Raw genomic sequence first — 22,756 nt, 5'->3', positions numbered from 1 at the left:
AACGCTCAAAACCCGAACCCCTATAGCGTGCCATGCGCCTGCCCCGGCTCAGGCACCGGAATACGGGTTGAGCCCGCCGAGGGCCCCGCCGCCCGCCCGGACACGGCCCGCTCGGCCTCGGCGGCGGCGTACTGAGGGTCCCGTCCGGCCGCCGTCAGGGCCCGCATCCGGGCCAGTCGGGGGCCGTCCGGGGCGGTCGGCGCGGCGCCGGACGGCCAGCGGGCGAGCAGCCGGGCGAAGGCCGCCGACCGTCCGGCGCAGCGCACCAGCAGCTCGTCCGCGCCCGGCAGCCCCGGGGTGGCCCGGGCCAGCACCGCCCGGGCCCGGGCGGGATTCTCGGCCGCGCAGTGCTCGGCGAGCCCTTCCACGGCGGTGGTCAGCACCACCGGGTCGGCCTCGGTGGCGAGCAGGGTGTCCAGCAGCTCGCAGCGCAGCGCGTCCGCCGCCGGGTCGGCCACCGGGACGGACAGCACCTCGGCGAACGGCCGCCGGACCTCCGCCCCGCGGGCGGCCAGCGCGACGCCGAGCAGCACCCGCAGCTCCAGCCGGTCGGCCGGGCCGACGGCGCCGGCGCGCCCCAGCCGGCGGCCGAGGTAGTCGACGGCGACCGGCCCGGCCGGCGCCGGGTCCGCCCGCAGCAGCCCGGCGGCCAGCTCGGCACCCCGCCGCACGGCCGCCGGGGCAGTGGCGTCGGCGAGCACCCGCAGCGTCTCGGCGAGGGCCGCGCCGGGGCCGGCCGACCGGGCGGCGAACGCGGCCAGGACGGGCTCCGGGTCGCTCTCCAGGGCCGGGGCGAGCGCCCGCGGGGTGAGGAAGGCGTCGCCGCCGGCCCGGAGCCGGGCGAGGGCGGCCGGCAGGTACGCGGAGCGGGTCGCCGGGTCACCGACCAGCAGGGCCAGCGCGGCCCCGTGCAGGCCGGGCTCGTCCTCCCGGGCGAGCAGGGTCAGCGCGGTGTACCGCAGCAGCTCCGCCCCGGCACCGGAGGCGTACGGGGCGGTCCGCAGCGCGTGCACGGCGGCCGCGACGTGCCGTTCGGGCCGCCGGTCGTGGCTCCAGCGGTCCACCGCGCGGCAGAGCGCGGACGGCTCCTCGGCGGCGAGCACGGTCAGCAGCGCGTCCGCCCTCGGGTGCGCGGCCGCGGCCAGCGCGTCGGCCAGTTCGTCCAGGGCGAGCCGGCGGTGGGCGCGCAGCAGGTCGTGGGCGACGTCGGCGACGGTGCGGCCGGGGCGCCCCGGCAGGCCGCGCGCGTCCTCGAACCAGTCACAGAGCAGCGGGAACACCGCGACCGGGTCGGCGCGCAGCCGCTCGGCCACCGCGGCGAGGTAGCGCTGCCCGGGGCCGTCGGCGGGCATCAGGCGGCGCAGCAGGTCGAGTTCGGCCTCGACGGGCAGGCCGAGGCCGGTCCAGAAGGCCGGGCCGAAGCGGCCGAGCCCGGCCGCCCGGAGCGCCGCCGTGCCCGCCGGGCCCGCCCGTTCGGCGATCCGGGACGCCAACTGGTCGAGCAGTGCCCGGTGTTCGGCCGGGTCCGGGCCGACGGTCAGACCCGCGGCGAGCAACCCGGCCGCCCACCAGGCGGGTTCACTGCCCGGCGGGCGGAGGTCCAGGGCGCGCCAGATCCGGTGCAGCCACGGGTCGAGGGCGCCGGCGCCCCAGGTCTCGGCCACCCGGCGCAGCGCGGCGACGACCGGGCCGATCCGGTGCCGGGGGACGGCGCTCGCCCCGGCGGCCGGCTCCCCCGCGCGGTGGCCGCCGGGCTCCTCCGGCTCGTCGGCCGGCCAGGGCGGGGTGTCCTCGGCCTCGCCGAGCAGCAGCCGCAGCGCCGCGTCCAGGTCCAGGTGCCGGCCCTGCAGCCAGTCCGCGAACTCCCCGTGCGCGAAGCGGAATCCGGGCCCGGCCGGGACGAACAGGCCCTCGGCGAGCACCGCCGCGGCCCAGCCGCCCTCGACCGGGAACAGCTCCTCGAAGACGGCGTGGTCCAGCCCGCCGTCCGACCGGCCGCCGAGCATCCGCCGGGCCGCCTCGTGCACCCGCCCGGCCACCGCCGCCGCGAGCCGGCGCACCCGCCGGTGCCGCGGTGTGCCGGGCCGCACCGCGCCCCGGCGGTGGGCGCCCGGGCGGCGCGGCCGGGCGTCCTCGGCCAGCCGCTGGGCCACCCGCAGGCAGCGCAGGTCCAGGAAGGCGCCGAACAGGTCGCCCCGGCGCACCGGCCCGTCGTGCAGCCCCTGGGCCCACAGCTCCCCGGCCAGCCGGACGGCCAGCGGGTGCCGGGCGTCCTCGGCGGCGGCCGGGTGCCCGGGGGGCAGCCCGTACCGGCGGCGCACCCGCTCGGCCGCCTCGGGGGGCAGCGGGCCGAGCCGCTGTCCGGCCAGGCTCGGCCCGCCGTGGCCGCGGCCGTCCATCCGCACGGTGGGGGCGCTGCCCAGGTCCCCGTGCGGGTGCGGCTCCTCCGTCCGGCGGGGGCCCGGGGTGCCGCTGCCCCAGGTCTCGGCCGCGAGCAGTTCCCACAGCTCCTCCCCGCAGGCCGTCACCAGCCGGGCCCCGCAGCCGGTCAGCCACTGGCCGGCGCCGCGCAGCCAGCGCGCGTCCACCGGCAGCGGGGCCTCCTCGGGGCCGTCCAGGACCACCAGCAGCGGCCGGCCGGCCGCCGCGCACAGCGCGGCCACCGGCTCGGGCGCGGGCGCCGGGGTGCCGAGTCCGGCCGCCGCGGCGGCCAGCGCCCGCTCCACCGGCTCGGCGAGCGACCGGTCGTCGGCGTGCAGGTCGGCGCCGCGCAGCCAGAGGGTGGGCAGCGGGTGGGTGCCGCCGTGGCGGCGGGCGGCCAGGGCGGCCAGTTCGGTGGTGCGCCCGCTGCCGGGGGCGCCGACCAGCACGGTGACGGTCGCGGCCGGAGCGTCCCCGGCCAGGCCGTCCGGCCGGTCCACCCGGTCGGCGGCCAGGTGGGCCACCCGGCCCGGCCCGGCACCGGCCGCCGTCACCTGGGCGGCGGTCAGCCGCAGCACCCCGGCCAGGTTGAGCGCCGGGCCGTAGCCGGGCACCGCGGCCGCGTTGCCCGCCAGCACTCCGGCCAGCGCCTCGGCGCCGCCCGTCCCGTCCGACGGGTCCGCCCTCACCGCCACGGCCGGCAGCGCCCCGCCGTGCCGGGGCCCGCCCAGGGCGGGCGCGGCCAGGGCGACCACCGCCCCGCTGCGGGCGTCCAGCACCGGTGATCCGGCCGGTACCGCGACCCCGCCGACCAGCGGCACGTCCAGCAGCAGCACCCCGCCCAGCCGGTGCCCGTGGTACGCCGCCGCGGTGACCCCGAGCAGCCCGCAGCGCAGCGCGACCACCCGGCCGTCCTCCCCCGACAGCGCGGGCAGCAGCACCTCCCGCGCGGCCGCGGCGGGGGCCAGCGGCAGCGGCGGCACCGGCAGCCCACCGACCGCCTCGGTGCGCAGCAGGGCGAGGCCGTACCCGGGCAGTGGCAGCACGGCGTCCGGGCCGAGCACCCTGGTCTGCCCGCCGGGGGTGTGCAGCACGATCCGGTCCAGGCCGGCCACGCTCTCGTGCGCCGTCAGCACGCTCCCCTGCGGGTCGGCGACGAACCCCAAGCCGTGCAGCCGCCCGTCGAGGTCGCGGATCCGCAGCAGGTACCGCCCCGGATCGCCCTCCAGAAACCCCGGCATCCCGTACCCCTTCGGCCGTCGCTCGCTCGCCGTCGGGAGCCTGCCCGCCGGAGCGGCGCCCCGACCGCGCCCGCGCCGCTCACCACGGGCGTTCGCTCCGCGCGCTCCCTCGTGCGGGTGAAGGTGCCGCGGGAACGGCGGAGCCCCCGTCGGGATGACTCCCGACGGGGGCTCCGAACAGCGGTGGGGCCGAACAGCGGTGGGGCCGTCAGCCGACGAAGACCGCGACCGGCTTCGCCTGCCCGCCCTTCTCCTCGACCAGCGCGAGGAAGCGCCCGTCCGGCCCGTACACCGCGATCGGCCCGTCCACGCCCATCCCGGGCGCCTTCAGCCGGGCGCCGTGCGACAGCTTCTGCGCCGAGGCCTCGTCCAGGTCCCAGCGCGGGAAGGCGGCCGCCGCGGCCTCCGCGATCGGCAGCACCTCCAGCCCCTTGGCGTCCTCGCCGGTGACCTCGGCCTCCAGCTGCTCCAGGGTGCGCGCCGACTCCACCCCGTACGGCCCCACCTTGGTGCGCCGCAGCGCGGTCAGGTGGCCGCCGACGCCGAGCCCGGCGCCCAGGTCCCGGGCCAGCGCCCGGATGTAGGTGCCGGAGGAGCACTCGACGGTGACGTCCAGGTCGATCACCGGCGTGCCGTCCTCGGCGACCGCCGCGCGCTGCTCGTGCACGGTGAAGGAGTGGATCGTGGTCGGCCGGGCCGCGAGCTCGAAGTCCTCGCCCTCGCGCACCCGGGCGTACGAGCGCTTGCCATCGATCTTGATCGCGCTGACCTTGGACGGCACCTGCATGATCTCGCCGGTGAGTGCCGCGATCCCGGCGTCGATCGCCTCCCGGGTGACGGCGTCGGCCGGGGCCGAGGAGGTGACCTCGCCCTCGCGGTCGTCGGTGACGGTGGTCTGGCCGAGCCGGACGGTCGCCTCGTAGGTCTTGGCGGTGAGCATCAGGTGGCCGAGCAGCCGGGTGGCCCGCTCGATGCCGATCACCAGCACGCCGGTGGCCATCGGGTCCAGGGTGCCGGCGTGTCCGACCTTCCGGGTCCCGGCCAGCCACCGCAGCTTGGCGACGACCCCGTGCGAGGTGATGCCCTCGGGCTTGTCGACGATCACCAGGCCGTCCGGGCCGGTGCCTTTGCGCTTCATCGGGTTCTTTCTCTCAACAACATCAGCAGAGATGATCAACGTACCGGTCGCAGCGCGCCCCGGAACCGCTCGACCACCGCGGCCACGTCCTCCCGGACGCTGAATCCGGCCGCGTGGACGTGCCCGCCGCCGCCCAGTTCGGCGCAGGCCGCGGCGACGTCCACCACGCCCCGGGAGCGCGAGGAGCCGCGCAGCGTGCCGTCCGGGTCCTGCTTGAGCACCAGCGCCACCTCGGCCTCGGCCGGGCGGCGCAGGATGTCGATCAGTCCCTCGATCTCCTCGACCGTGACGCTGAACAGCGCGAGGTCCTGGTACGGCACCCAGGTCCACACCAGCCCCAGCCCGTCGGCCGCCTCCGGCTCGTAGACGGCCCGGTCGAGCGCGCCCGCGAGCACCTTGAGGTAACCGAAGGACGAGGTGTCCCACAGCTGCCGGGAGATCAGGTCGTGCCGGATCCCGGTGGCCAGCAACCGGGCGGCCAGCTCGTGGGTGGCGGGCGTGGTGGCCCGGTACTTGAACGAGCCGGTGTCGGTGGCCACACCCGTGTAGAGGCAGGTGGCCAGCTCCTCGTCCAGCTCGACGCCGAGCCGGCGCAGCAACTCGTCGACCAGCACGGCGGTGGCCGGAGCGGTCGGGTCGATCAGCTGGTGGGTGCCGAAGCCCGGGTTGGAGGCGTGGTGGTCGAACACCACCAGGACGGGCGCGGCGAAGGCCTTGTCGTGCAGCAGGCCGAGCCGGCTCTCCGCGGCCACGTCGAAGCAGAGCACCAGCTCGGGCACGTCCGGCACCGCGGACGCCGGCACGATCAGCTCCTGGCCGGGCAGGAAGACCAGCGACTCGGGCACGATCTGCGGGTCGTCGCCGAAGGAGACCCGCACCTGCTTGCCGAGCGCGCGCAGCGCCAGCGCGGCCGCCAGCGAGGAGCCCAGCGCGTCGCCGTCCGGGCAGATGTGGCAGATCAGGTCGATCGAACGGGCCCGCCCGATCTCCGCCACCACCTGCTGCCAGATCAGCTCGAACCCGCTCTCCTCGGTGCGCGGGCCCGGGAGCGCCGCGAGGGCACCCTCCACCGTGCTGGTGGAGGACGCCCCCGTGGTCGATCCGGCTCGCGGGGCGGCCCGCGCCGGCTCACCCGCCATGACTACTCGTCCTCGTCGTCACGCTCGGACGCCGGAACCCGGTACGGGTCCGCGCCGCCGGCGTAGTCCGCCCCCGCGGCCTGGGTGCGCACGGCGGCGTCCGAGGTGCGGGCCCGGTCGAGCAGGTCGTCGATGTTCCGGGCGTTGTCCGGCAGCGCGTCCGCGACGAAGGTCAGCGTCGGCGTGAAGCGCACGCCGATCTTGCCGACCTCGGAACGGATCACGCCCTTGGCGCTCTCCAGCGCGGCCGCGGTGGCCTCGCGCTCGGTCTCGTCACCGAAGACGGTGTAGAAGACGGTGGCCTCGCGCAGGTCTCCGGTCACCCGGGTGTCGGTGATGGTCACGAACCCCAGACGGGGGTCCTTGATCCGCCGTTCCAGGGTCTGGGCGACGACCACCTGAATGCGGTCGGCGAGCTTGCGCGCCCTTGCGGTGTCGGTCACGTTGCCTCCTCGTGCAGTGGGCCCGGTACCCGGGTGAGCTGCGCACCCGTCGGGGCCCACGCCCCAAAGTACCGGCCCGCGCCCGGCCTTGCGGGCGCTCTCGGTCCTGATCCGTGTGAGAACGGCGACTTCCGCCGACCGGCTCCACGGGCCTCATTCATCGTCGTCGTTGTGGTAGCGCCTCCTCGCGGAGAGGAGTTGCACCTCGGGGCGGCCGGCGACCAACCGCTCACAGCTGTCCAGGACCTCGGTGACGTACCCGGCTTCGCCGGCCACCACCGCCAGACCGATCTCGGCCCGGCGGTGCAGGTCCTGGTTCCCGGTCTCGGCAGCGCACACGCTGTACTTGCGCTGCAGTTCGGCCACGATGGGCCGCACGATCGAACGCTTCTCCTTGAGCGAGTGGACGTCGCCCAGCAGCAGGTCGAAGGTGAGTGTTCCCACGAACATGTATGACAGGTCTCGCCGACCTGGAAGGCCTCGGGGAGCAGCCCGGAACCGGGCCGGCTCCGCTGTGTCCGACTACTTCCCGGACCCTACACAGCGAGACCGGGGCCGGTCGACGGAAATACCACCCGTCGACCGGCCCCGGCTGACACCGACTAGGCGCGCGGCTTCTCGCGCATCTCGTAGGTCTCGATGATGTCCTCGACCTTGATGTCGTTGAACGACCCCAGGGTGACACCGGCCTCGAAGCCCTCGCGGACCTCGGTCGCGTCGTCCTTGAAGCGGCGCAGACCCTCGATGGTGAGGCTCTCCGCCACGACCTTGCCGTCGCGCAGCAGGCGGGCCTTGGCGTTGCGGCGGATGATGCCGTCGCGGACCAGGACACCGGCGATGTTGCCGAACTTGGAGGAGCGGAAGACCTCGCGGATCTCCGCGGCGCCGAGGCGCACCTCCTCGTACTCCGGCTTGAGCATGCCCTTGAGGGCGTTCTCGATCTCCTCGATCGCCTGGTAGATGACCGAGTAGTACCGGACGTCCACGCCTTCCTTGTCGGCCGCGGCGCGCGCACGGCCTTCGGCGCGCACGTTGAAGCCGATGATGATGGCGTCCGAGCCCATCGCCAGGTCCACGTCGGACTCGGTGATGGCACCCACACCGCGGTGCAGGACCCGGAGCTCGACCTCCTCGCCGACGTCCAGCTTGACCAGGGCGTCCTCGAGGGCCTCGACCGAACCGGAGACGTCACCCTTGATGATGAGGTTGAGCTGCTCGATGGAGCCGGCGGCGATGGCCTTGTCCAGGTCCTCCAGGGACACCCGGACCCGACGCTGCGCGAAGGCGGCGTTGCGGTCGCGGGCCGAACGCTTCTCGGCGATCTGACGGGCGGTGCGGTCCTCGTCGACGACGATGAAGCTGTCGCCGGCGCGGGGCACCGAGGTCAGACCGAGCAGCAGCACCGGGCGGGACGGGCCGGCCTCGGCGAGGCTGTTGCCGTTCTCGTCCAGCATCGCGCGGACGCGGCCGTAGGCGTCGCCCACGACGATCGAGTCGCCGACGCGGAGGGTACCGCGCTGCACGAGCACGGTCGCCATGGCGCCGCGGCCCTTGTCCAGGTGCGCCTCGATGGCGATACCCTGCGCGTCCTGCTCGGGGTTGGCCCGCAGGTCCAGCGAGGCGTCCGCGGTCAGGACCACGGCCTCCAGCAGCTGGTCGATGTTCAGGCCCTGGCGCGCGGAGATGTCGACGAACATGGTGTCGCCGCCGTACTCCTCGGCCACCAGACCGAACTCGGTCAGCTGACCGCGGACCTTGGTCGGGTCGGCGCCCTCGACGTCGATCTTGTTGACGGCGACCACGATCGGCACACCCGCGGCCTTGGCGTGGTTCAGCGCCTCGACCGTCTGCGGCATGACACCGTCGTTGGCCGCGACCACCAGGATCGCGATGTCGGTGGACTTGGCACCACGGGCACGCATGGCGGAGAACGCCTCGTGACCCGGGGTGTCGAGGAAGGTGATCGGGCGCTCTTCGCCGTTCACGACCGTCGCCACCTGGTAGGCACCGATGTGCTGGGTGATGCCACCCGCCTCACCGGCCACCACGTTGGACTTGCGGATCGCGTCCAGCAGGCGGGTCTTACCGTGGTCGACGTGACCCATGACGGTGACGACCGGCGGGCGCGGGGCCAGCTGGTCCTCGTCGCCCTCGTTGGCGCCGAAGTCGATGTCGAACGACTCCAGCAGCTCGCGGTCCTCGTCGTCCCGGCTGACGATCTCCAGGACGAAGCCCATCTCGTCCGCCAGCAGCTGCAGCGTGGCGTCGGAGACCGACTGGGTCGCGGTGACCATCTCACCGAGGTTGAACATGACGGAGACGAGCGCGGCCGGGTTGGCGTTGATCTTCTCCGCGAAGTCCATCAGCGAGGCGCCGCTCGACAGGCGAACGGTCTGGCCGTTGCCGCGAGGCAGCATCACACCGCCGACGGACGGGGCCTGCATGGCCTCGTACTCCTGGCGCTTCGCCCGCTTCGACTTGCGACCGCGAGCCGGGCGACCGCCCGGGCCACGACCGAAGGCACCCTGCGTGCCACCACGGGCACCCGGGCCACCGGGACGACCGCCGAAGCCGCCGGGACGCGGGCCGAAGCCACCGCCACCGCCGGGAGCGCCGCCACCGGGACGCGGACCGCCGAAGCCACCGCCACCGGCCGGACGCGAGCCCGGACCGGCCGGACGGCCCTGGAAGCCGGGACGGGCACCGCCGGCACCCGGACCACCCGGACGGCCGCCGGGGCCACCCGGACCACGGCCACCCGGACCCGGACGCGGGCCGGCCGGACGCTGCGGCATCATGCCCGGGTTCGGGCGAGGCATGCCGGACGGGGTCGGACCACCGGGACGCGGCGCGGCCGGACGCGGCATGCCGTCGGGACGCGGGGCGCCACCCGGACGGGGGGCACCGGCACCCGGAGCACCGGCGGGACGCGGACGGTCGCCACCGGGACGCGGGGCACCACCCGGACGGGGCGCACCGGCACCCGGAGCACCACCCGGACGGGGGGCACTGGCACCCGGAGCACCGGCGGGACGCGGACGGTCGCCACCGGGACGCGGACGGTCGCCGCCCTGGGCACCGCCCGGACGCGGAGCACCGCCCTGACCGCCCTGACGGCGGTCGCCGGGGCGGCCCATGCCGGTCGCGCTGCCCGAGGTGAACGGGTTGTTGCCCGGACGCGGACCGGCCGGACGCGGGCCCGGACGGGCACCGCCGGCGGCCTGGCCGCTGGGGCGCGGGGCCTGGGCGGCCGGACGCGGGGCGTCACCGGCCGGAGCCGGCGAGGAGAACTCGGCCGCGGGCGCGGCCGGGGCCGCCGGAGCGGCGGGACGTGCGGCCGGGCGCGGGCCCGGGGTCGGCGCACCCGGAGCCGGCGTGGCCGGCTTCGGGGCGGCGGGGGCGGCCGGCGCGGAAGGCGCGGCGGCAGCCGGGGTCGGACGGGGACCAGGGGTCGCGCTGGGGCGCGGACCCGGGGTCGGGGCCCCCGGCTTCGGGGAACCCGAGCCGGCGGCGGGGGAGGGCGCCGCGGACTTCCGCGGGCCCGGCTTGGCGGCGGAACCACCAGTGGGGGCAACACCAAGCGCGTCAGTCAGCTTGCGCACGACCGGCGCCTCGATCGTCGAGGACGCCGAACGGACGAACTCACCGAGCTCGGTGAGCTTGGCCATGACGGCCTTGCTCTCCAAGCCAAGCTCCTTGGCGAGTTCATAAACCCGGACCTTAGCCACTTCACTCCTGTCTATGAGTCCGGGGGTCTCGTCCGCCGGACTGTCGCTACTTCATGGGCGTACCCATCGCGTACTCATCGCGTACTCATCGAGAGCTCATCGCAATCTCGACCTACTTCCACATCGCGAGGTACCTGACTGGTGCACGGCGCGCGGCTTCCCGAGCGCTGTGCTTGTTGCGGTGGTTCTCCGCCGCGCGAGCGGCGGCCGTCGCGGGAGGCGGCCCTGCTACGAGGCTTCGCCCGCCCGCTCCCCGATGAACCCGCGGAGCCGCTCGGTGTCGAGCGCGCCCTGGAGCCGGAAGGCCCGGGGGAACGCCCGACGGCGGACCGCGAGGTCGAGGCAGGTCGGATCGGGGTGCAGATGAGCGCCCCGGCCCGGGAGTGCGCCACGGGGATCAGGGACGCACTCGCCCTCGACCGCCGTGACACGCAACAGCTGGTGCTTGGCCGCGCGCTTGCGGCAGCCCACGCAGGTGCGTTCCGGGCGTGCTCGGACATGCGTCCGGCCAGACGAAGGCAAGTCTACCCCTCCGAAGCGACATGGCGCCGCCCCGCCGAACCCGGAGGACCGGCGGGGACGCCGACGACGACACTGATTACCGGGCCTGCGCTTCCTCGGCCTGGCCCTCGGTGTCCGGACGGATGTCGATCCGCCAGCCGGTCAGGCGCGCGGCCAGGCGGGCGTTCTGCCCCTCCTTGCCGATCGCCAGCGACAGCTGGTAGTCCGGCACGATCACCCGGGCGGAGCGCTGGGCGGCGTCCACGATCTCCACGCTGGTCACCCGCGCGGGCGACAGGGCGGCGGCCACCATCTCCCGGGGGTCCTCGGACCAGTCGACGATGTCGATCTTCTCGCCGTGCAGCTCGCCCATCACCGCGCGCACCCGGGAGCCCATCGGGCCGATGCAGGCGCCCTTGGCGTTCAGGCCCTGGCGGCGCGACCAGACCGCGATCTTGGTCCGGTGGCCGGCCTCACGGGCGATCGCCGCGATCTCCACGCTGCCGTCCGCGATCTCCGGGACCTCCAGCGCGAACAGCTTCTTCACCAGGCTCGGGTGGGTGCGCGACAGCGTCACCGAAGCACCGCGCACACCCCGGCGCACGGCCACCACGTAGCACTTCAGCCGGGTGCCGTGCCGGTAGTCCTCGCCCGGGACCTGCTCCTGCGGCGGCAGGATGGCCTCCAGCTTGCCGATGTCGACCAGCACGTTCTTCGGGTCGTTGCCCTGCTGGACGACACCGGTGACGATGTCGCCCTCCTTGCCCGCGTACTCACCGAAGGTCTGGTCGTCGGCGGCGTCGCGCAGGCGCTGCATCATCACCTGGATGCCGATGCTGGACGCGATCCGGCCGAAGCCGTTCGGGGTGTCGTCGAACTCCTTCGGCTCGACGCCCTCGTCCAGCTCCGCCGGGTCCTCCATGGCCCACACGGTGACGTGGCCGCTCTTGCGGTCCAGGTTCACCCGGGCCCGGCGGCGCGAGCCCTCGGTGCGGTGGTACGCGGTGAGGAGGGCGGACTCGATGGACTCGACCAGCAGGTCGAAAGGGATGTTCTTCTCGTTGACCAGCGTGCGCAGGGCACTCATGTCGATGTCCACGGCTACGCCTCCTCGTCTTTCGTCACGTTCGTCATGGTCGTACGGCACCCGGGGGTCACTCGGCGCCGTCCTCCCCCTCGTCGAAGTCCGCGGCCTCGTCCAGGAGCTCGTCGTCCTTGCGGTTGAACTCGACCTGGACGCGCGCCCGGGTCACCTCCGCGTACGCCAGACGGCGCTCCTTCGGACGGCCGCGCCCCTTCACCGGCTGCACCTCGACCAGTGCGCCGTCCTCGTCGGCCTCCAGCACCCGGGCGACGATCTCCCCGCCGTCCACCAGGTGGATCCTGGCCAGCCGACCCTCGGCGCGCTGCCAGTGCCGGGGCAGGACCAGCGGACGCTCCGCACCCGGCGAGCCGACCTCCAGCAGGTACGCGTCGTCCCCCATCAGGTCCGACTCGTCCAGGGCCTCACCGACCACCCGGCTGAACTCGGCGATGGCGTCCATGTCCACACCGCCGTCGGTGTCGACGTCGATCTGCACCTGCCGGCGGCTGCCCGCCCGAGTGACCCTGACGTCCTCCAGGTCCAGTCCGGCCTGCTCGGCCAGCGGCTCCAGCAACGCTCGCAGCCGGTCGGTGTGGGTGGTGCTCATCCGGGTGGACTCCTCGGCCGCGTCTGCTGTTGTCAGAAGGTCGCCGCGCACCCCCGGTGCCACACCGGAATCACGGCAGCTCGGCCCAAAGCCTATCCGGTCAAGCCCCCAACCACCGATTCCTGACCTCCCCCGGCCGCCCGCACACCACCCACTGCGAGCAACCTCACACCCGGCCCGGCATCCCCGAACCGGACCCGGGAACGTGGGGATTCTGTAATCATTCACGCCAACGAGGGCTGGCGGGGAGGCCGTCCTCCCGTACCCGCCCGGAGCGCCCCCGATGCAGCCGCCCAGCCGACGGACCCTCCTGGCCCTCGGACTGCTCACCACCCTCACCGCCTGCACCGCCTCCGTCGGCGACCGGCACGCCGACCCCGCCCCGCCCCGCGACCCGGACACCCCGGTCCGACTGCGCGCGATCGCCGCCACCGACCTCCTGCTCGGCGCCTACGACAACCTGCTCACCGTCCCGGGCGCCCGGACCGCCCTGCTCCAGCCCCTGCGCGACGACACCGTCCAGCACCGCGCCGCCCTCGTCCAGGGCCTGCCGAGCGCGAGCCCCTCCCCCACCAGCACCCCGTACCGCTCCCTCCCCACCCTCCCCGAGCTGGCCCTCATGGAGCACCGGACCGCCGAGGCCCACCTCCACGACCTCGACGAGGTCGGCCCGCCCCTGGCCCGGCTGCTCGCCTCCGTCTCCGCCTCCAACGCCCTGCACGCCGCGGCCCTCGGCGACACCACCCCCGTCCTGACGCCCGACGCCGTCGCCGAAGGCACCCCCGCCGGCAGAGCCGCCGCCGTCCCCGCCCTCCAGGCCGCCCTCGGCGCCGAACACGCCGCCGTCTACGGCTACGGCGTCGTCGGCGCCCACTTCCCCGACGACCCCCAACGCGCGGACGCCCGCACCACCCACGCCGCCCACCAGGCCCAGCGCGACGCCTGGCAACGCCTCCTCGGCACCCTCACCGCCGCCCCCACCCCCGCCGCCGGCGGCTACCGGCTCCCCTTCCCCGTCACCTCCCCCACCGACGCCGCCAAGCTCGCCGTCCACCTGGAAACCCGCCTGACCACCGCCTACGCCGACCTGGTCCCCGCCGTCCCCGCCCCCTACCGCCTCCTCGCCGCCACCGCCCTCCGCGAAGCCACCCTGCGCGCCCACCACTGGGGCGCCCCCGCCACCCCCTTCCCCGGCACCCCCGACTGACCCTGAGCCCCCGCGCCCGCCTCCCGCCTCCCGCCTCCCGCCCGGAAGCCGGCACCCTCCCGAGCGCCCCCGCCCTCCCAAACCCCGACAATGGACCCATGTCGGGAGCCGAACCCACCATCACCGTCCCCACCTGGCTGACGAACACCGTCACCGCCACCCACGGCGAGGCCGGCCGCCAATGGCTGGCCGACCTCCCCGCGAAGGCCGCCACCCACCTCGCCGCCTTGAACCTCACGCTCGAACGGATCCTCGACCCCGGCGGCAGCCTCAGCCTCGTCGCGTACGTCCACCGCGACGACCTCTCCCCCGCCGTCCTCAAGATCGGCCTGCCCACCCCCGAGACCGCCCAGGAGCACACCGCCCTCGCCCACTGGGCGGGCCGCGGAGCCGTCCTCCTGCTCGACGCCGTCCCCGCCGAGGGGGTCCTCCTGCTCGAACGCCTCCACGGCGAGATCCCGCTGCGTTCCCTCGCCGAGCCCAAGGCCGCGCTGGAGGCCACCAGCCTGCTGCACCGGCTCTGGACGGAGCTCCCCGAGGGCCACCCCTTCCCCGCCGCCGCCCAGCGGATCGCCGCCGCCGCCCGCCTCGCGGAACACCCCCACCCCGCCGCGGCCGAAGCGCGGCAGCTGATCGCCGAGGCCCTGGACACCGCCCGGAGCCTGGCCGACTCCGCCGACGAGTCCTTCCTCCTGCACGGCGACTTCCACCACGGCAACGTCCTGGCCGCCGACCGGGCCCCCTGGCTGGCCGTCGACCCGAGCCCGCTGGCCGGCGAGCGCGCCTACGACCTGGCCCGTCTCGCCCTGGACCGCGCCGACACCCTGCTCGGCTCCCCCGGCGCCCCCGCGGCCGTCCGCCGCCGTCTGGGCCGGCTCGCCGAGTCCCTCGAGGTCGACCGGGAGCGCCTGCGCGGCTGGACCCTCTTCCGGGCCGTCGACCTCGCCCTCCGCGCCCTCGCCGCGGACCGCCGCGAGGACGCCGAGCTACACCTCGAATTCGCCGACTCCCTCTGACCCCAAGGCCCTTGAGGCCAAAGGCACTTGGGCTGCTAGGCCCCGGTTCCCCGCAGGGGCAGCCGGGCCCCCATCACCGCGTACAGCCGGTCCGTCGCCGGGAACCGCACCGCCCGCGCCAGGTCCTGGTACCCCAACGCCCGGTACAGCCGCCGCGCCGGCGTCTCCGCGTCGATCGCCGAGAGGATGCTCCGGTCCAGGCCCGACGCCTCGCACAGGGTCCGGATGATCCGCGAGCCGACCCCCTGCCCCTGGAACTCCGGCAGCACGTGCAGCTCGGTGACGGCGAAGACCCTGTCCAGCCAGTCCCCGTACCCGCGGGCGGCCAGGTAGGGCTCGATCACCGTGCTCCACCAGTGCTCCCGCTGGTTGGGCATCCCGTACCCGAACCCGACCAGCTGCCCCCCGCTCATCGCCCCCAGCGCGATCACCCCCGGCTGCTGGGCGTGCCGCCCCACGATGTGCAGCCGTACCGCGACCTCCTCGGGCGTCAGCCCGAACGCCACCGCCTGGACCTCCAGCGCCTGCGGCGCCCAGGCCGCAAGGTCGATGGCCTCGATCGTCACCCCGGTCAGCTGATCCATGCTCCGGACGTTACTACCCGTGGCCCTGCGGCGCGGCCGAAGATCCCAACAGCACCTCGCGCACCGCGCCCGCCCCGCCCGGGCCTCCCCCTCAGAACAGCACGCTCATGAACGCCCCGACCTCCCGGAACCCCACCCGCCGGTACGCGGCCCGGGCCCGCAGGTTGAAGTCGTTGACGTACAGCGACGCCACCGGCGCCACCTCCCGCAACGCGACGTCCAGGACCGCCGCCATCCCGGTCTCGGAGAGCCCCTGCCCCCGGTGCTCCGGAGCGACCCAGACCCCCTGGATCTGGCAGGCCCCCTCCGTCACCGCCCCGATCTCCGCCTTGAAGACGACCTGCCCGTCCTCCCCGAACCGCGCGAACGACCGCCCGGCGGACACGAGTTCGGCCACCCGGGCCTGGTAGAGGAGCCCGCCGTCCCCCGCCAGCGGCGACACCCCCACCTCCTCGGTGAACATCGCCACGCAGGCCGGCATCAGCGCCTCGACCTCGTCGCGCCGCACCCTGCGCACCAGCGGATCCGGCGCGATCTCCGCCGACGGCACCGAGGTCGCCAACAGCGGCTGGTGAGCCCGCACGTCCCGGGCCGGCCCCCAACTGCGCTCCAGCAGCGCCCAGAAGGCCGCCGTGGCCGCCGCCGGCCCGACGATCGAGGAGCAGCGCCGCCCCTGCCGGCGGGCCCGCTCCGCGAACGCCGCGACCGCCTCCGACCCGGCGTCGACGAGGACCAGGTTCGCCCCGGCGTAGCAGAGCGCGTCCAGCACGCCGTCCCCGTCGTACCAGCCCCACAACTCCCCGCCGAGCCGCCACGGGTCCAGCCCGACGGCCTCGACCCTGGTGGCGACGAACGCGTTGGCGACCGGGTCGCGGTGGAGGACCTCCAGGGCGTCCGGGAGGTCCGGCGGCTCCAGCACGCGGGTGGTGGCCAGGGCCCGGGCGGCCTGGAAGGAGCTCGGGAGCATCACACCTCGATCGAGCATCGAGACAGCACCTCACTGAGACGACTCTGGCCGCACCCTACTCCGTGGCCCCACCCGGCTACGGCCGCGGGGCCGTCCGCGAACGGACGGCCCCGCTTCCGGAATGCACCGCACGGGTGCTCCCGTACGGTCAGGACAACCTACGGCTGTCAGAACAAGCTACGCGGGGTCCGCTCCCGCACAAGCCGCGCGGGGGTCACTCCCCGGCGACCACGGTCGGCGCGCCCGCCTCGACGCCGGCCGCCTGCATCTGCTCGGCGAGCTTGAGCGCCTCCTCGATCAGGGTCTCGACGATCTTCGACTCCGGAACGGTCTTGATGACCTCGCCCTTGACGAAGATCTGCCCCTTGCCGTTGCCGGAGGCGACCCCGAGGTCGGCCTCGCGGGCCTCGCCCGGACCGTTCACGACGCAGCCCATGACGGCCACCCGCAGCGGCACCTCCATGCCCTCCAGCCCGGCGGTGACCTCCTCCGCGAGCTTGTAGACGTCCACCTGGGCGCGTCCGCAGGACGGGCAGGAGACGATCTCCAGGCCGCGCTCGCGCAGTCCGAGCGACTCCAGGATCTGGTTGCCGACCTTGATCTCCTCGGCCGGCGGGGCGGAGAGCGAGACCCGGATGGTGTCGCCGATGCCCTCGGCCAGCAGCGCGCCGAAGGCGACCGCCGACTTGATGGTGCCCTGGAAGGCCGGCCCGGCCTCGGTCACGCCGAGGTGCAGCGGGTAGTCGCACGCGGCGGCGAGCTGGCGGTAGGCGTTGATCATCACGACCGGGTCGTTGTGCTTGACCGAGATCTTGATGTCGCGGAAGTCGTGCTCCTCGAACAGCGAGCACTCCCACAGCGCCGACTCGACCAGCGCCTCCGGGGTGGCCCGGCCGTACTTCTCCATCAGCCGCTTGTCCAGCGAGCCGGCGTTGACGCCGATCCGGATCGGGACGCCCGCGTCCTTGGCGGCCTTGGCGATCTCGCCGACCTTGTCGTCGAAGGCCTTGATGTTGCCCGGGTTCACGCGCACCGCCGCGCAGCCGGCGTCGATCGCCGCGAAGACGTACTTGGGCTGGAAGTGGATGTCCGCGATGACCGGGATCTGCGACTTCCTGGCGATGATCGGCAGCGCGTCGGCGTCGTCCTGCGAGGGCACGGCGACCCGGACGATCTGGCAGCCGGACGCGGTGAGCTGGGCGATCTGCTGCAGCGTGGCGTTGATGTCCGAGGTCACGGTGGTGGTCATCGACTGCACCGAGACCGGCGCGTCGCCGCCGACCGGCACGTTGCCGACCATGATCTGCCGGGAGTAACGGCGCTTGGCCAGCGGCTTGAGCGGCAGGGACGGAATACCGAGCGAGATCGCGGTCATGTGCGCAGGGTTCCCCGGGGTAGAGGTGTGGTCGACCGCCCGGCCGTGACACGGCCGAGGCCGGGCGCGCTGACGATCGCGCACCCGGCCTCCACGGTACGGCACCGTCATGGCGCCCAGCACACCCGTGGTACCCGAACGCCCTAACTGATCTTCACCGGGTTCACCAGGTCGGCGACCATCACCAGCAGGGTGAAGCCGATGAAGATGCTGGCCACCACGTACGCCACCGGCATCAGCTTGGCGACGTCGAAGGGGCCCGGGTCGGGCCGCCGGAACAGCTGTGCGAACCGGCGCCGGACCGCTTCCCAGGCCGCGCCGGCGATGTGCCCGCCGTCCAGCGGGAGCAGCGGCAGCATGTTGAAGAGGAAGAGCGACAGGTTGATGCCGGCCAGGAGGTTCACGAAGAACGCGATCCGCTGGGTGCCGGGGATGTCGAGCGAGAAGACCTCGCCGCTGACCCGGGCGGCGCCGACCATGCCGATCGGCGAGTCCGGATCGCGCGGGGCGTCGCCGACGACCGCGTTCCACAGCCCCGGGATCTTGCCCGGCAACGCGATCAGCGACTTCACCCCGTTCTCGGTCATGTCGTACATCCGGTCGACCGACTGCCCGAATCCCAGCCGGACCACACCACTCGCGGGAGTGAATCCGAGGAACCCGGCCTGGACGCTCTGGCCCTTGAGCGGGACGCCGTTGCCGTCGTACTTCTGGACGTCGTTGACCGCGATGGTCGGGTTGAGGGTGAGCTGCTCCCCGGCCCGCTCGACCACGACCGGCACGGTCCGGCCGGCCGACTCGCGGATGTCCGCCTGGAGCTGGTCGTAGCTGTGGATCCGGTCGCCGTCGAAGGAGAGGATCCGGTCGCCCGCCCTGAGCCCGGCCTGGGCGGCCGGGGTCTGCGGGGCGCCCTCCGGGCAGGTGTCCCGGGGCTGGCCGACCTTGACCACGCACTTCTCGACCGAGCTGACCGTCGGCACGCTCATGTTGACGCCGAAGCCCATCATGACGGTCAGGAAGAGCCCGAACGCCAGGATCAGGTTCATGAACGGACCGGCGAACATGACGATCATGCGCTTCCAGGGCTTGCGGGTGTAGAAGAGCCGGCTCTCGTCACCCTCCTGGATCTCCTCGTAGGAGGCCTCGCGGGCGTCCTCGATCATGGTTCGCCAGGGCGAACTGCTGCGCTTGGTGATCCGGCCGTCCTCGCCCGGCGGGAACATCCCGATCATCCGGATGTACCCGCCGAACGGGATCGCCTTGATGCCGTACTCGGTCTCGCCCTTCCGGCGCGACCAGAGGGTCGGGCCGAAGCCGACCATGTACTGCGGCACCCGGATGCCGAACAGCTTGGCCGTGGAGAGGTGGCCGAGTTCGTGCCAGGCGATCGAGATGAGCAGCCCGATGACGAAGACCAGGATGCCGACCACCGTCAAAACCGTTGCCACCGTTGGTCCTCCGTCATGCCGCTCCGCTCATCGTCTCGTCCTACCGCAATCGGGGCCATTGGCCGACCGTCAGCCGGCCGCCAGCTCGCGGGCCCGGGCGCGCGCCCAGTCCTCCGCGTGCAGGACGTCCTCCACCGTCAGGGAAGTTCCCGCCGCCGCGGCGCCGTCCCGCTGACCGTGCTCGGCCACGACCTTGGCAACAGTGTCCACGATTCCCGTGAAAGCGAGGCGGCCCTTCAGAAATGCCTCCACGCACTCCTCGTTCGCCGCGTTGAAGACCGCCGGGAAGGTGGCGCCCAGGGCGCCCACCTCGCGGGCCAGCTCGACCGCCGGGAAGGCCTCGTCGTCCAACGGGAAGAACTCCCACGTGGCGGCCCTGGTCCAGTCGCAGGCGGGAGCGGCGTCCGGCACCCGGTCCGGCCAGCCCAGGCCCAGCGCGATCGGCATCCGCATGTCCGGCGGGCTCGCCTGGGCCAGGGTCGAACCGTCGGTGAACTCCACCATCGAGTGCACCACCGACTGCGGATGGACGACGACCTCGATCCGGTCGAACGGCACGTCGTACAGCAGGTGCGCCTCGATCACCTCCAGGCCCTTGTTCACCAGGGTGGCCGAGTTGATCGTGACGACCGGGCCCATCGACCAGGTCGGGTGCGCCAGCGCGTCCTGCGGGGTCACCCCGGCCAGCTGCTCCCGGGTGCGGTTGCGGAACGGGCCGCCGCTGGCGGTGACCACCAGCTTGCGCACCTCGGCCCGGGTCCCGCCGGCCAGCGCCTGGAACAGCGCGGCGTGCTCGGAGTCCACCGGCACGATCTGGCCCGGCTTCGCCACCGCCCTCACCAGCGGACCGCCGACGATCAGCGACTCCTTGTTGGCCAGCACCAGCACCCGGCCCGCCTCCAGCGCGGCCAGCGTCGGCCGCAGGCCGATCGAACCGGTGATGCCGTTCAGCACCGAGTGGCACTCCAGGGCGGCCAGCTCGGTCGCCGCGTCCGGACCCACCAGCACGGTCGGCAGCGGACCGCCCGCCGCCTTCGCGGCCAGCGCCCCGCGCAGCGCCGGCTCGGCCGCCGGATCGGCCACCGCCACGGTGTGCACGCCCAGCCGCACCGCCTGCTCGGCGAGCAGCTCCACCCGGCCGCCCGCCGCCGACAGCGCGACCACCCGGAAGCGGTCCGGGTTGCGGAGCACCACATCGATCGCCTGGGTGCCGATCGAACCGGTGGAACCCAGGATCACCAGCTCCCGGGGGCCGGAGGGGTCCGCCACGGTGGGCGTGAAGCGCAGCTGCGGGTGGGCGAGCGAAGTCATGCGCCCATTGTGTCCTGTCCGCGGCACCGCCCCGGACCTCTTGTGTCCTGTCCGCGGCACCGCCCCGGACTTCCCCGGACCTCCCCGGGCCGCCCGGCCCGTCCCGGGCTACCGTCGGAACCATGCGTACCGTCATCGCCGGGGGCCACGGACAGATCGCGCTCCGACTGGAACGGCTGCTCGCCGCCCGCGGCGAACGCCCGGCCGGCATCATCCGCCGCCCCGAACAGGCCCGGGACCTCGTCGACGCCGGCGCCGAACCACTGCTGCTCGACCTGGAGGCCGCCACCGCCACGCAGCTCGCCGGACTGCTGACCGGCGCCGACGCGGTCGTCTTCGCCGCCGGCGCCGGACCGGGCAGCGGCGCCGCCCGCAAGAACACCGTGGACCGGGACGCCGCCGTACTGCTCGCCGACGCCGCCGAACTCGCCGGGATCCGCCGGTACCTGATGGTCTCGGCGATGGCCGCCGACGCCGCGGCGCACCACCCCGCCGACGAGGTCTTCGAGACCTACCTGCGGGCCAAGGGCGCCGCCGACGACGCCGTCCGGGCCCGCACCGGCCTGGACTGGACCGTGCTGCGCCCCGGGCGGCTCACCGACGGCCCCGGCACCGGCCTGGTCCGGCTCGCCCCCTCGGTCGACCGCGGCGCGGTCGACCGGGCCGACGTCGCCGCCGTCCTGGCCGCCCTGCTGCACGAGCCCGGCACCGCCGGACTGACCCTGGAACTGGTCTCCGGGAACGTCGCCGTCGAGGAGGCCGTCGCCGCGGCCGCCGGGCACGACGGCTGAGCCCGCGCGGGGACGCGAAACGCCGGGAGGGCCCGCGCGGGGACGCGAAACGCCGGGAGGGCCCGGTTCGGCGAACCGGGCCCTCCCACCGCAGCGCTACGGCACTGCCACGACGTCGCTCAGAGGTCGAGGCCGGTCAGGACCATGACCTTCTCGACGGTGTAGTCGTCCATCGCGTACTTGACGCCCTCACGGCCGACACCGGAGTCCTTGACGCCGCCGTACGGCATCTGGTCGGCGCGGTAGGACGGCGCGTCGCCGATGATCACACCGCCGACCTCCAGCTCCCGGTGGGCGCGGAAGGCGGTCTGCAGGTCGTGGGTGAACACACCCGCCTGGAGGCCGAACGCGGAGTCGTTGACCGCCGCGAAGGCCTCGTCCACGCCGTCCACCTTGTGCAGCGACAGCACCGGGCCGAACACCTCGGCCTTGGCCAGGATGGCGTCCCCGGGCAGGTCGGCCAGCACGGTCGGGGCGTAGGTCGCACCCTCGCGGGAGCCGCCGGTGAGCACCTTGGCGCCCTTGGCGACCGCGTCCTCGACCCAGGACTCGACGCGCTTCGCGGCGTTCTCGTCGATCAGCGGGCCGACGTCGGTCGCGTCGTCGCCCGGGTCACCGGTGACCTGCGCCTTGACCTTCGCGACGACCTTCTCCACCAGCGCGTCGTACACCGAGGCGTCGGCGATCACCCGCTGCACCGAGATGCACGACTGGCCGCCCTGGTAGTTCGCGAACATCGCGATCCGGGTGGCCGCCCAGTCCAGGTCGGCCTCCGAGGACCAGTCGGCGAGCACCACGGCCGCGGCGTTGCCGCCGAGCTCCAGGGTGCAGTGCTTGCGCGGCACCGAGTCCATGATCTGGTAGCCGACCTTGTCCGAACCGGTGAAGGAGATCACCGGCAGGCGCTCGTCCTGCACCAGGGCCGGCATCCGGTCGTTCGGCACGGTCAGGATCGACCAGGAGCCGACCGGCAGGTCGGTCTCGGCCAGGATCTCGCCCAGCACCATCGCCGACAGCGGGGTCGACGGAGCCGGCTTCAGGATGATCGGGGCACCGACCGCGATCGCCGGGGCGACCTTGTGGGCGACCAGGTTCAGCGGGAAGTTGAACGGGGCGATCCCGAGCACCACGCCGCGCGGGAAACGGCGCACCACCGCGAAGCGGCCCACGCCGCCCGGGTCGGTGTCCAGGCGCATGGTCTCGCCGTTGGTGCGACGCGCCTCCTCGGCGGCCCAGCGGAAGACCGACACCGCACGGCCGATCTCACCGCGGGCCCACTTGATCGGCTTGCCGTTCTCGGCGCTGACCAGCTGGGCGAGCTCCTCGGTGCGCTCGGTCAGCCGCTTGGCCACGTGGTCCAGGGCGGCGGCACGCTGGTGCGCCGGAGTCGCGGCGAACACCGGCAGCGCGGCGACGGCGGCGTCCAGCGCCTCCTCGACCTGGGCCTCGGTCGGGATGCTCACCCTGCCGACCAGACGGCCGTCCCAGCTGTTGTGCACCTCGAAGTCGGCGTCACCGCTCGCCCGGCGGCCGGCGAGCCAGAAATCGTACGTGGTGGTCACCGTGGTACCGGCCCTCTCCTCGTCTGTCCTACGGCCCACGGACGTGGGACCCGGATTTGAGGGTAGGCGGGGCGGCGCGCCGACCGGATTGGCCGACTAGGAGCGTTCGCCCCCGGGGCCACTCCACCACGTCCTACCGGGGCGCGGTCCGCGTCCCGCCGCCCGCCGCGTGAGCCGCCCGCCTCGTCCGCCG

General features: G+C 74.4%; 18 protein-coding genes. 3 read left to right on the top strand and 15 right to left on the bottom strand.

The window, feature by feature from the left end; genetic code table 11:
- Nucleotides 1–20: 20 nt before the first annotated feature.
- From ACGFSC_RS40975 to rimP, 9 genes are all read right to left on the bottom strand, one after another.
- Nucleotides 21–3,662, bottom strand: a complete 3,642-nt coding sequence (locus ACGFSC_RS40975) for a serine protease (RefSeq protein ID WP_392865174.1) — start codon at nt 3,660–3,662, stop codon at nt 21–23.
- A 208-nt stretch (nt 3,663–3,870) separates the two neighbouring features.
- Entirely contained in the window at nt 3,871–4,800 is a 930-nt protein-coding gene (gene truB, locus ACGFSC_RS40970; protein ID WP_359909139.1) for a tRNA pseudouridine(55) synthase TruB, read from the bottom strand.
- Nucleotides 4,801–4,835: 35 nt separating this feature from the next.
- The gene (locus ACGFSC_RS40965) at nt 4,836–5,939 is read right to left on the bottom strand and encodes a DHH family phosphoesterase (protein ID WP_359909142.1); all 1,104 of its coding nucleotides are present in this window, start codon (nt 5,937–5,939) and stop codon (nt 4,836–4,838) included.
- A 2-nt stretch (nt 5,940–5,941) separates the two neighbouring features.
- Nucleotides 5,942–6,382: a 30S ribosome-binding factor RbfA gene (rbfA, locus tag ACGFSC_RS40960; protein WP_359909144.1), complete on the bottom strand. Its 441-nt coding sequence runs from the start codon at nt 6,380–6,382 to the stop codon at nt 5,942–5,944.
- A gap of 153 nt (nt 6,383–6,535) precedes the next feature.
- The gene (locus ACGFSC_RS40955; protein WP_030311386.1) at nt 6,536–6,832 is read right to left on the bottom strand and encodes a DUF503 domain-containing protein; all 297 of its coding nucleotides are present in this window, start codon (nt 6,830–6,832) and stop codon (nt 6,536–6,538) included.
- A 152-nt stretch (nt 6,833–6,984) separates the two neighbouring features.
- The gene (infB, locus tag ACGFSC_RS40950; RefSeq protein ID WP_359909148.1) at nt 6,985–10,110 is read right to left on the bottom strand and encodes a translation initiation factor IF-2; all 3,126 of its coding nucleotides are present in this window, start codon (nt 10,108–10,110) and stop codon (nt 6,985–6,987) included.
- 228 nt (nt 10,111–10,338) lie between these two features.
- On the bottom strand, nt 10,339–10,632 hold the full coding sequence (locus ACGFSC_RS40945; protein ID WP_392865171.1) for a YlxR family protein: 294 nt from the start codon (nt 10,630–10,632) through the stop codon (nt 10,339–10,341).
- Nucleotides 10,633–10,708: 76 nt separating this feature from the next.
- Nucleotides 10,709–11,710 (bottom strand): transcription termination factor NusA, encoded by a 1,002-nt coding sequence (gene nusA / locus ACGFSC_RS40940; protein WP_359909154.1) that lies wholly within the window; start codon nt 11,708–11,710, stop codon nt 10,709–10,711.
- A gap of 55 nt (nt 11,711–11,765) precedes the next feature.
- A complete protein-coding gene (gene rimP, locus ACGFSC_RS40935) occupies nt 11,766–12,302 on the bottom strand; it encodes a ribosome maturation factor RimP (protein ID WP_359909157.1) in 537 nt (178 codons plus the stop codon).
- 283 nt (nt 12,303–12,585) lie between these two features.
- Between rimP and ACGFSC_RS40930 the strand changes: the two genes are divergently transcribed.
- Together ACGFSC_RS40930 and ACGFSC_RS40925 are read left to right on the top strand one after the other, a co-directional pair.
- Nucleotides 12,586–13,509, top strand: coding sequence for a ferritin-like domain-containing protein (locus tag ACGFSC_RS40930; protein WP_359909160.1), 924 nt, complete (start codon nt 12,586–12,588; stop codon nt 13,507–13,509).
- A gap of 98 nt (nt 13,510–13,607) precedes the next feature.
- Nucleotides 13,608–14,525 (top strand): aminoglycoside phosphotransferase family protein, encoded by a 918-nt coding sequence (locus ACGFSC_RS40925; protein WP_359909162.1) that lies wholly within the window; start codon nt 13,608–13,610, stop codon nt 14,523–14,525.
- Between the two features lie 35 nt (nt 14,526–14,560).
- Here the strand turns inward: ACGFSC_RS40925 and ACGFSC_RS40920 are convergent, their stop codons facing one another.
- From ACGFSC_RS40920 to dxr, 5 genes are all read right to left on the bottom strand, one after another.
- Nucleotides 14,561–15,109 carry a GNAT family N-acetyltransferase gene (locus tag ACGFSC_RS40920; protein WP_359909165.1) on the bottom strand — a complete coding sequence of 183 codons (549 nt, stop codon included), beginning with the start codon at nt 15,107–15,109 and terminating at the stop codon, nt 14,561–14,563.
- Between the two features lie 91 nt (nt 15,110–15,200).
- A complete protein-coding gene (locus tag ACGFSC_RS40915; protein ID WP_359909225.1) occupies nt 15,201–16,076 on the bottom strand; it encodes a GNAT family N-acetyltransferase in 876 nt (291 codons plus the stop codon).
- A 214-nt stretch (nt 16,077–16,290) separates the two neighbouring features.
- Entirely contained in the window at nt 16,291–17,451 is a 1,161-nt protein-coding gene (gene ispG / locus ACGFSC_RS40910) for a flavodoxin-dependent (E)-4-hydroxy-3-methylbut-2-enyl-diphosphate synthase (protein WP_359909168.1), read from the bottom strand.
- A 143-nt stretch (nt 17,452–17,594) separates the two neighbouring features.
- Nucleotides 17,595–18,899 carry a M50 family metallopeptidase gene (locus ACGFSC_RS40905; RefSeq protein ID WP_359909171.1) on the bottom strand — a complete coding sequence of 435 codons (1,305 nt, stop codon included), beginning with the start codon at nt 18,897–18,899 and terminating at the stop codon, nt 17,595–17,597.
- 69 nt (nt 18,900–18,968) lie between these two features.
- Nucleotides 18,969–20,210, bottom strand: a complete 1,242-nt coding sequence (dxr, locus tag ACGFSC_RS40900; protein ID WP_359909174.1) for a 1-deoxy-D-xylulose-5-phosphate reductoisomerase — start codon at nt 20,208–20,210, stop codon at nt 18,969–18,971.
- 122 nt (nt 20,211–20,332) lie between these two features.
- On the opposite strand from dxr, the gene ACGFSC_RS40895 reads away from it, so the two are divergent.
- Nucleotides 20,333–21,001 (top strand): NAD(P)-binding oxidoreductase, encoded by a 669-nt coding sequence (locus ACGFSC_RS40895; RefSeq protein ID WP_359909177.1) that lies wholly within the window; start codon nt 20,333–20,335, stop codon nt 20,999–21,001.
- 119 nt (nt 21,002–21,120) lie between these two features.
- Here the strand turns inward: ACGFSC_RS40895 and ACGFSC_RS40890 are convergent, their stop codons facing one another.
- Nucleotides 21,121–22,563, bottom strand: coding sequence for an aldehyde dehydrogenase family protein (locus ACGFSC_RS40890; RefSeq protein ID WP_359909180.1), 1,443 nt, complete (start codon nt 22,561–22,563; stop codon nt 21,121–21,123).
- Nucleotides 22,564–22,756 lie beyond the last annotated feature (193 nt).

Origin of the sequence: Kitasatospora sp. NPDC048715, assembly GCF_043198905.1 — a bacterium.
Lineage (GTDB): Bacteria > Actinomycetota > Actinomycetes > Streptomycetales > Streptomycetaceae > Kitasatospora > Kitasatospora lactacystinica.
The sequence above is the reverse complement of the archived record's forward strand: the minus strand, read 5'-3'. Positions and strand labels throughout refer to the sequence as shown.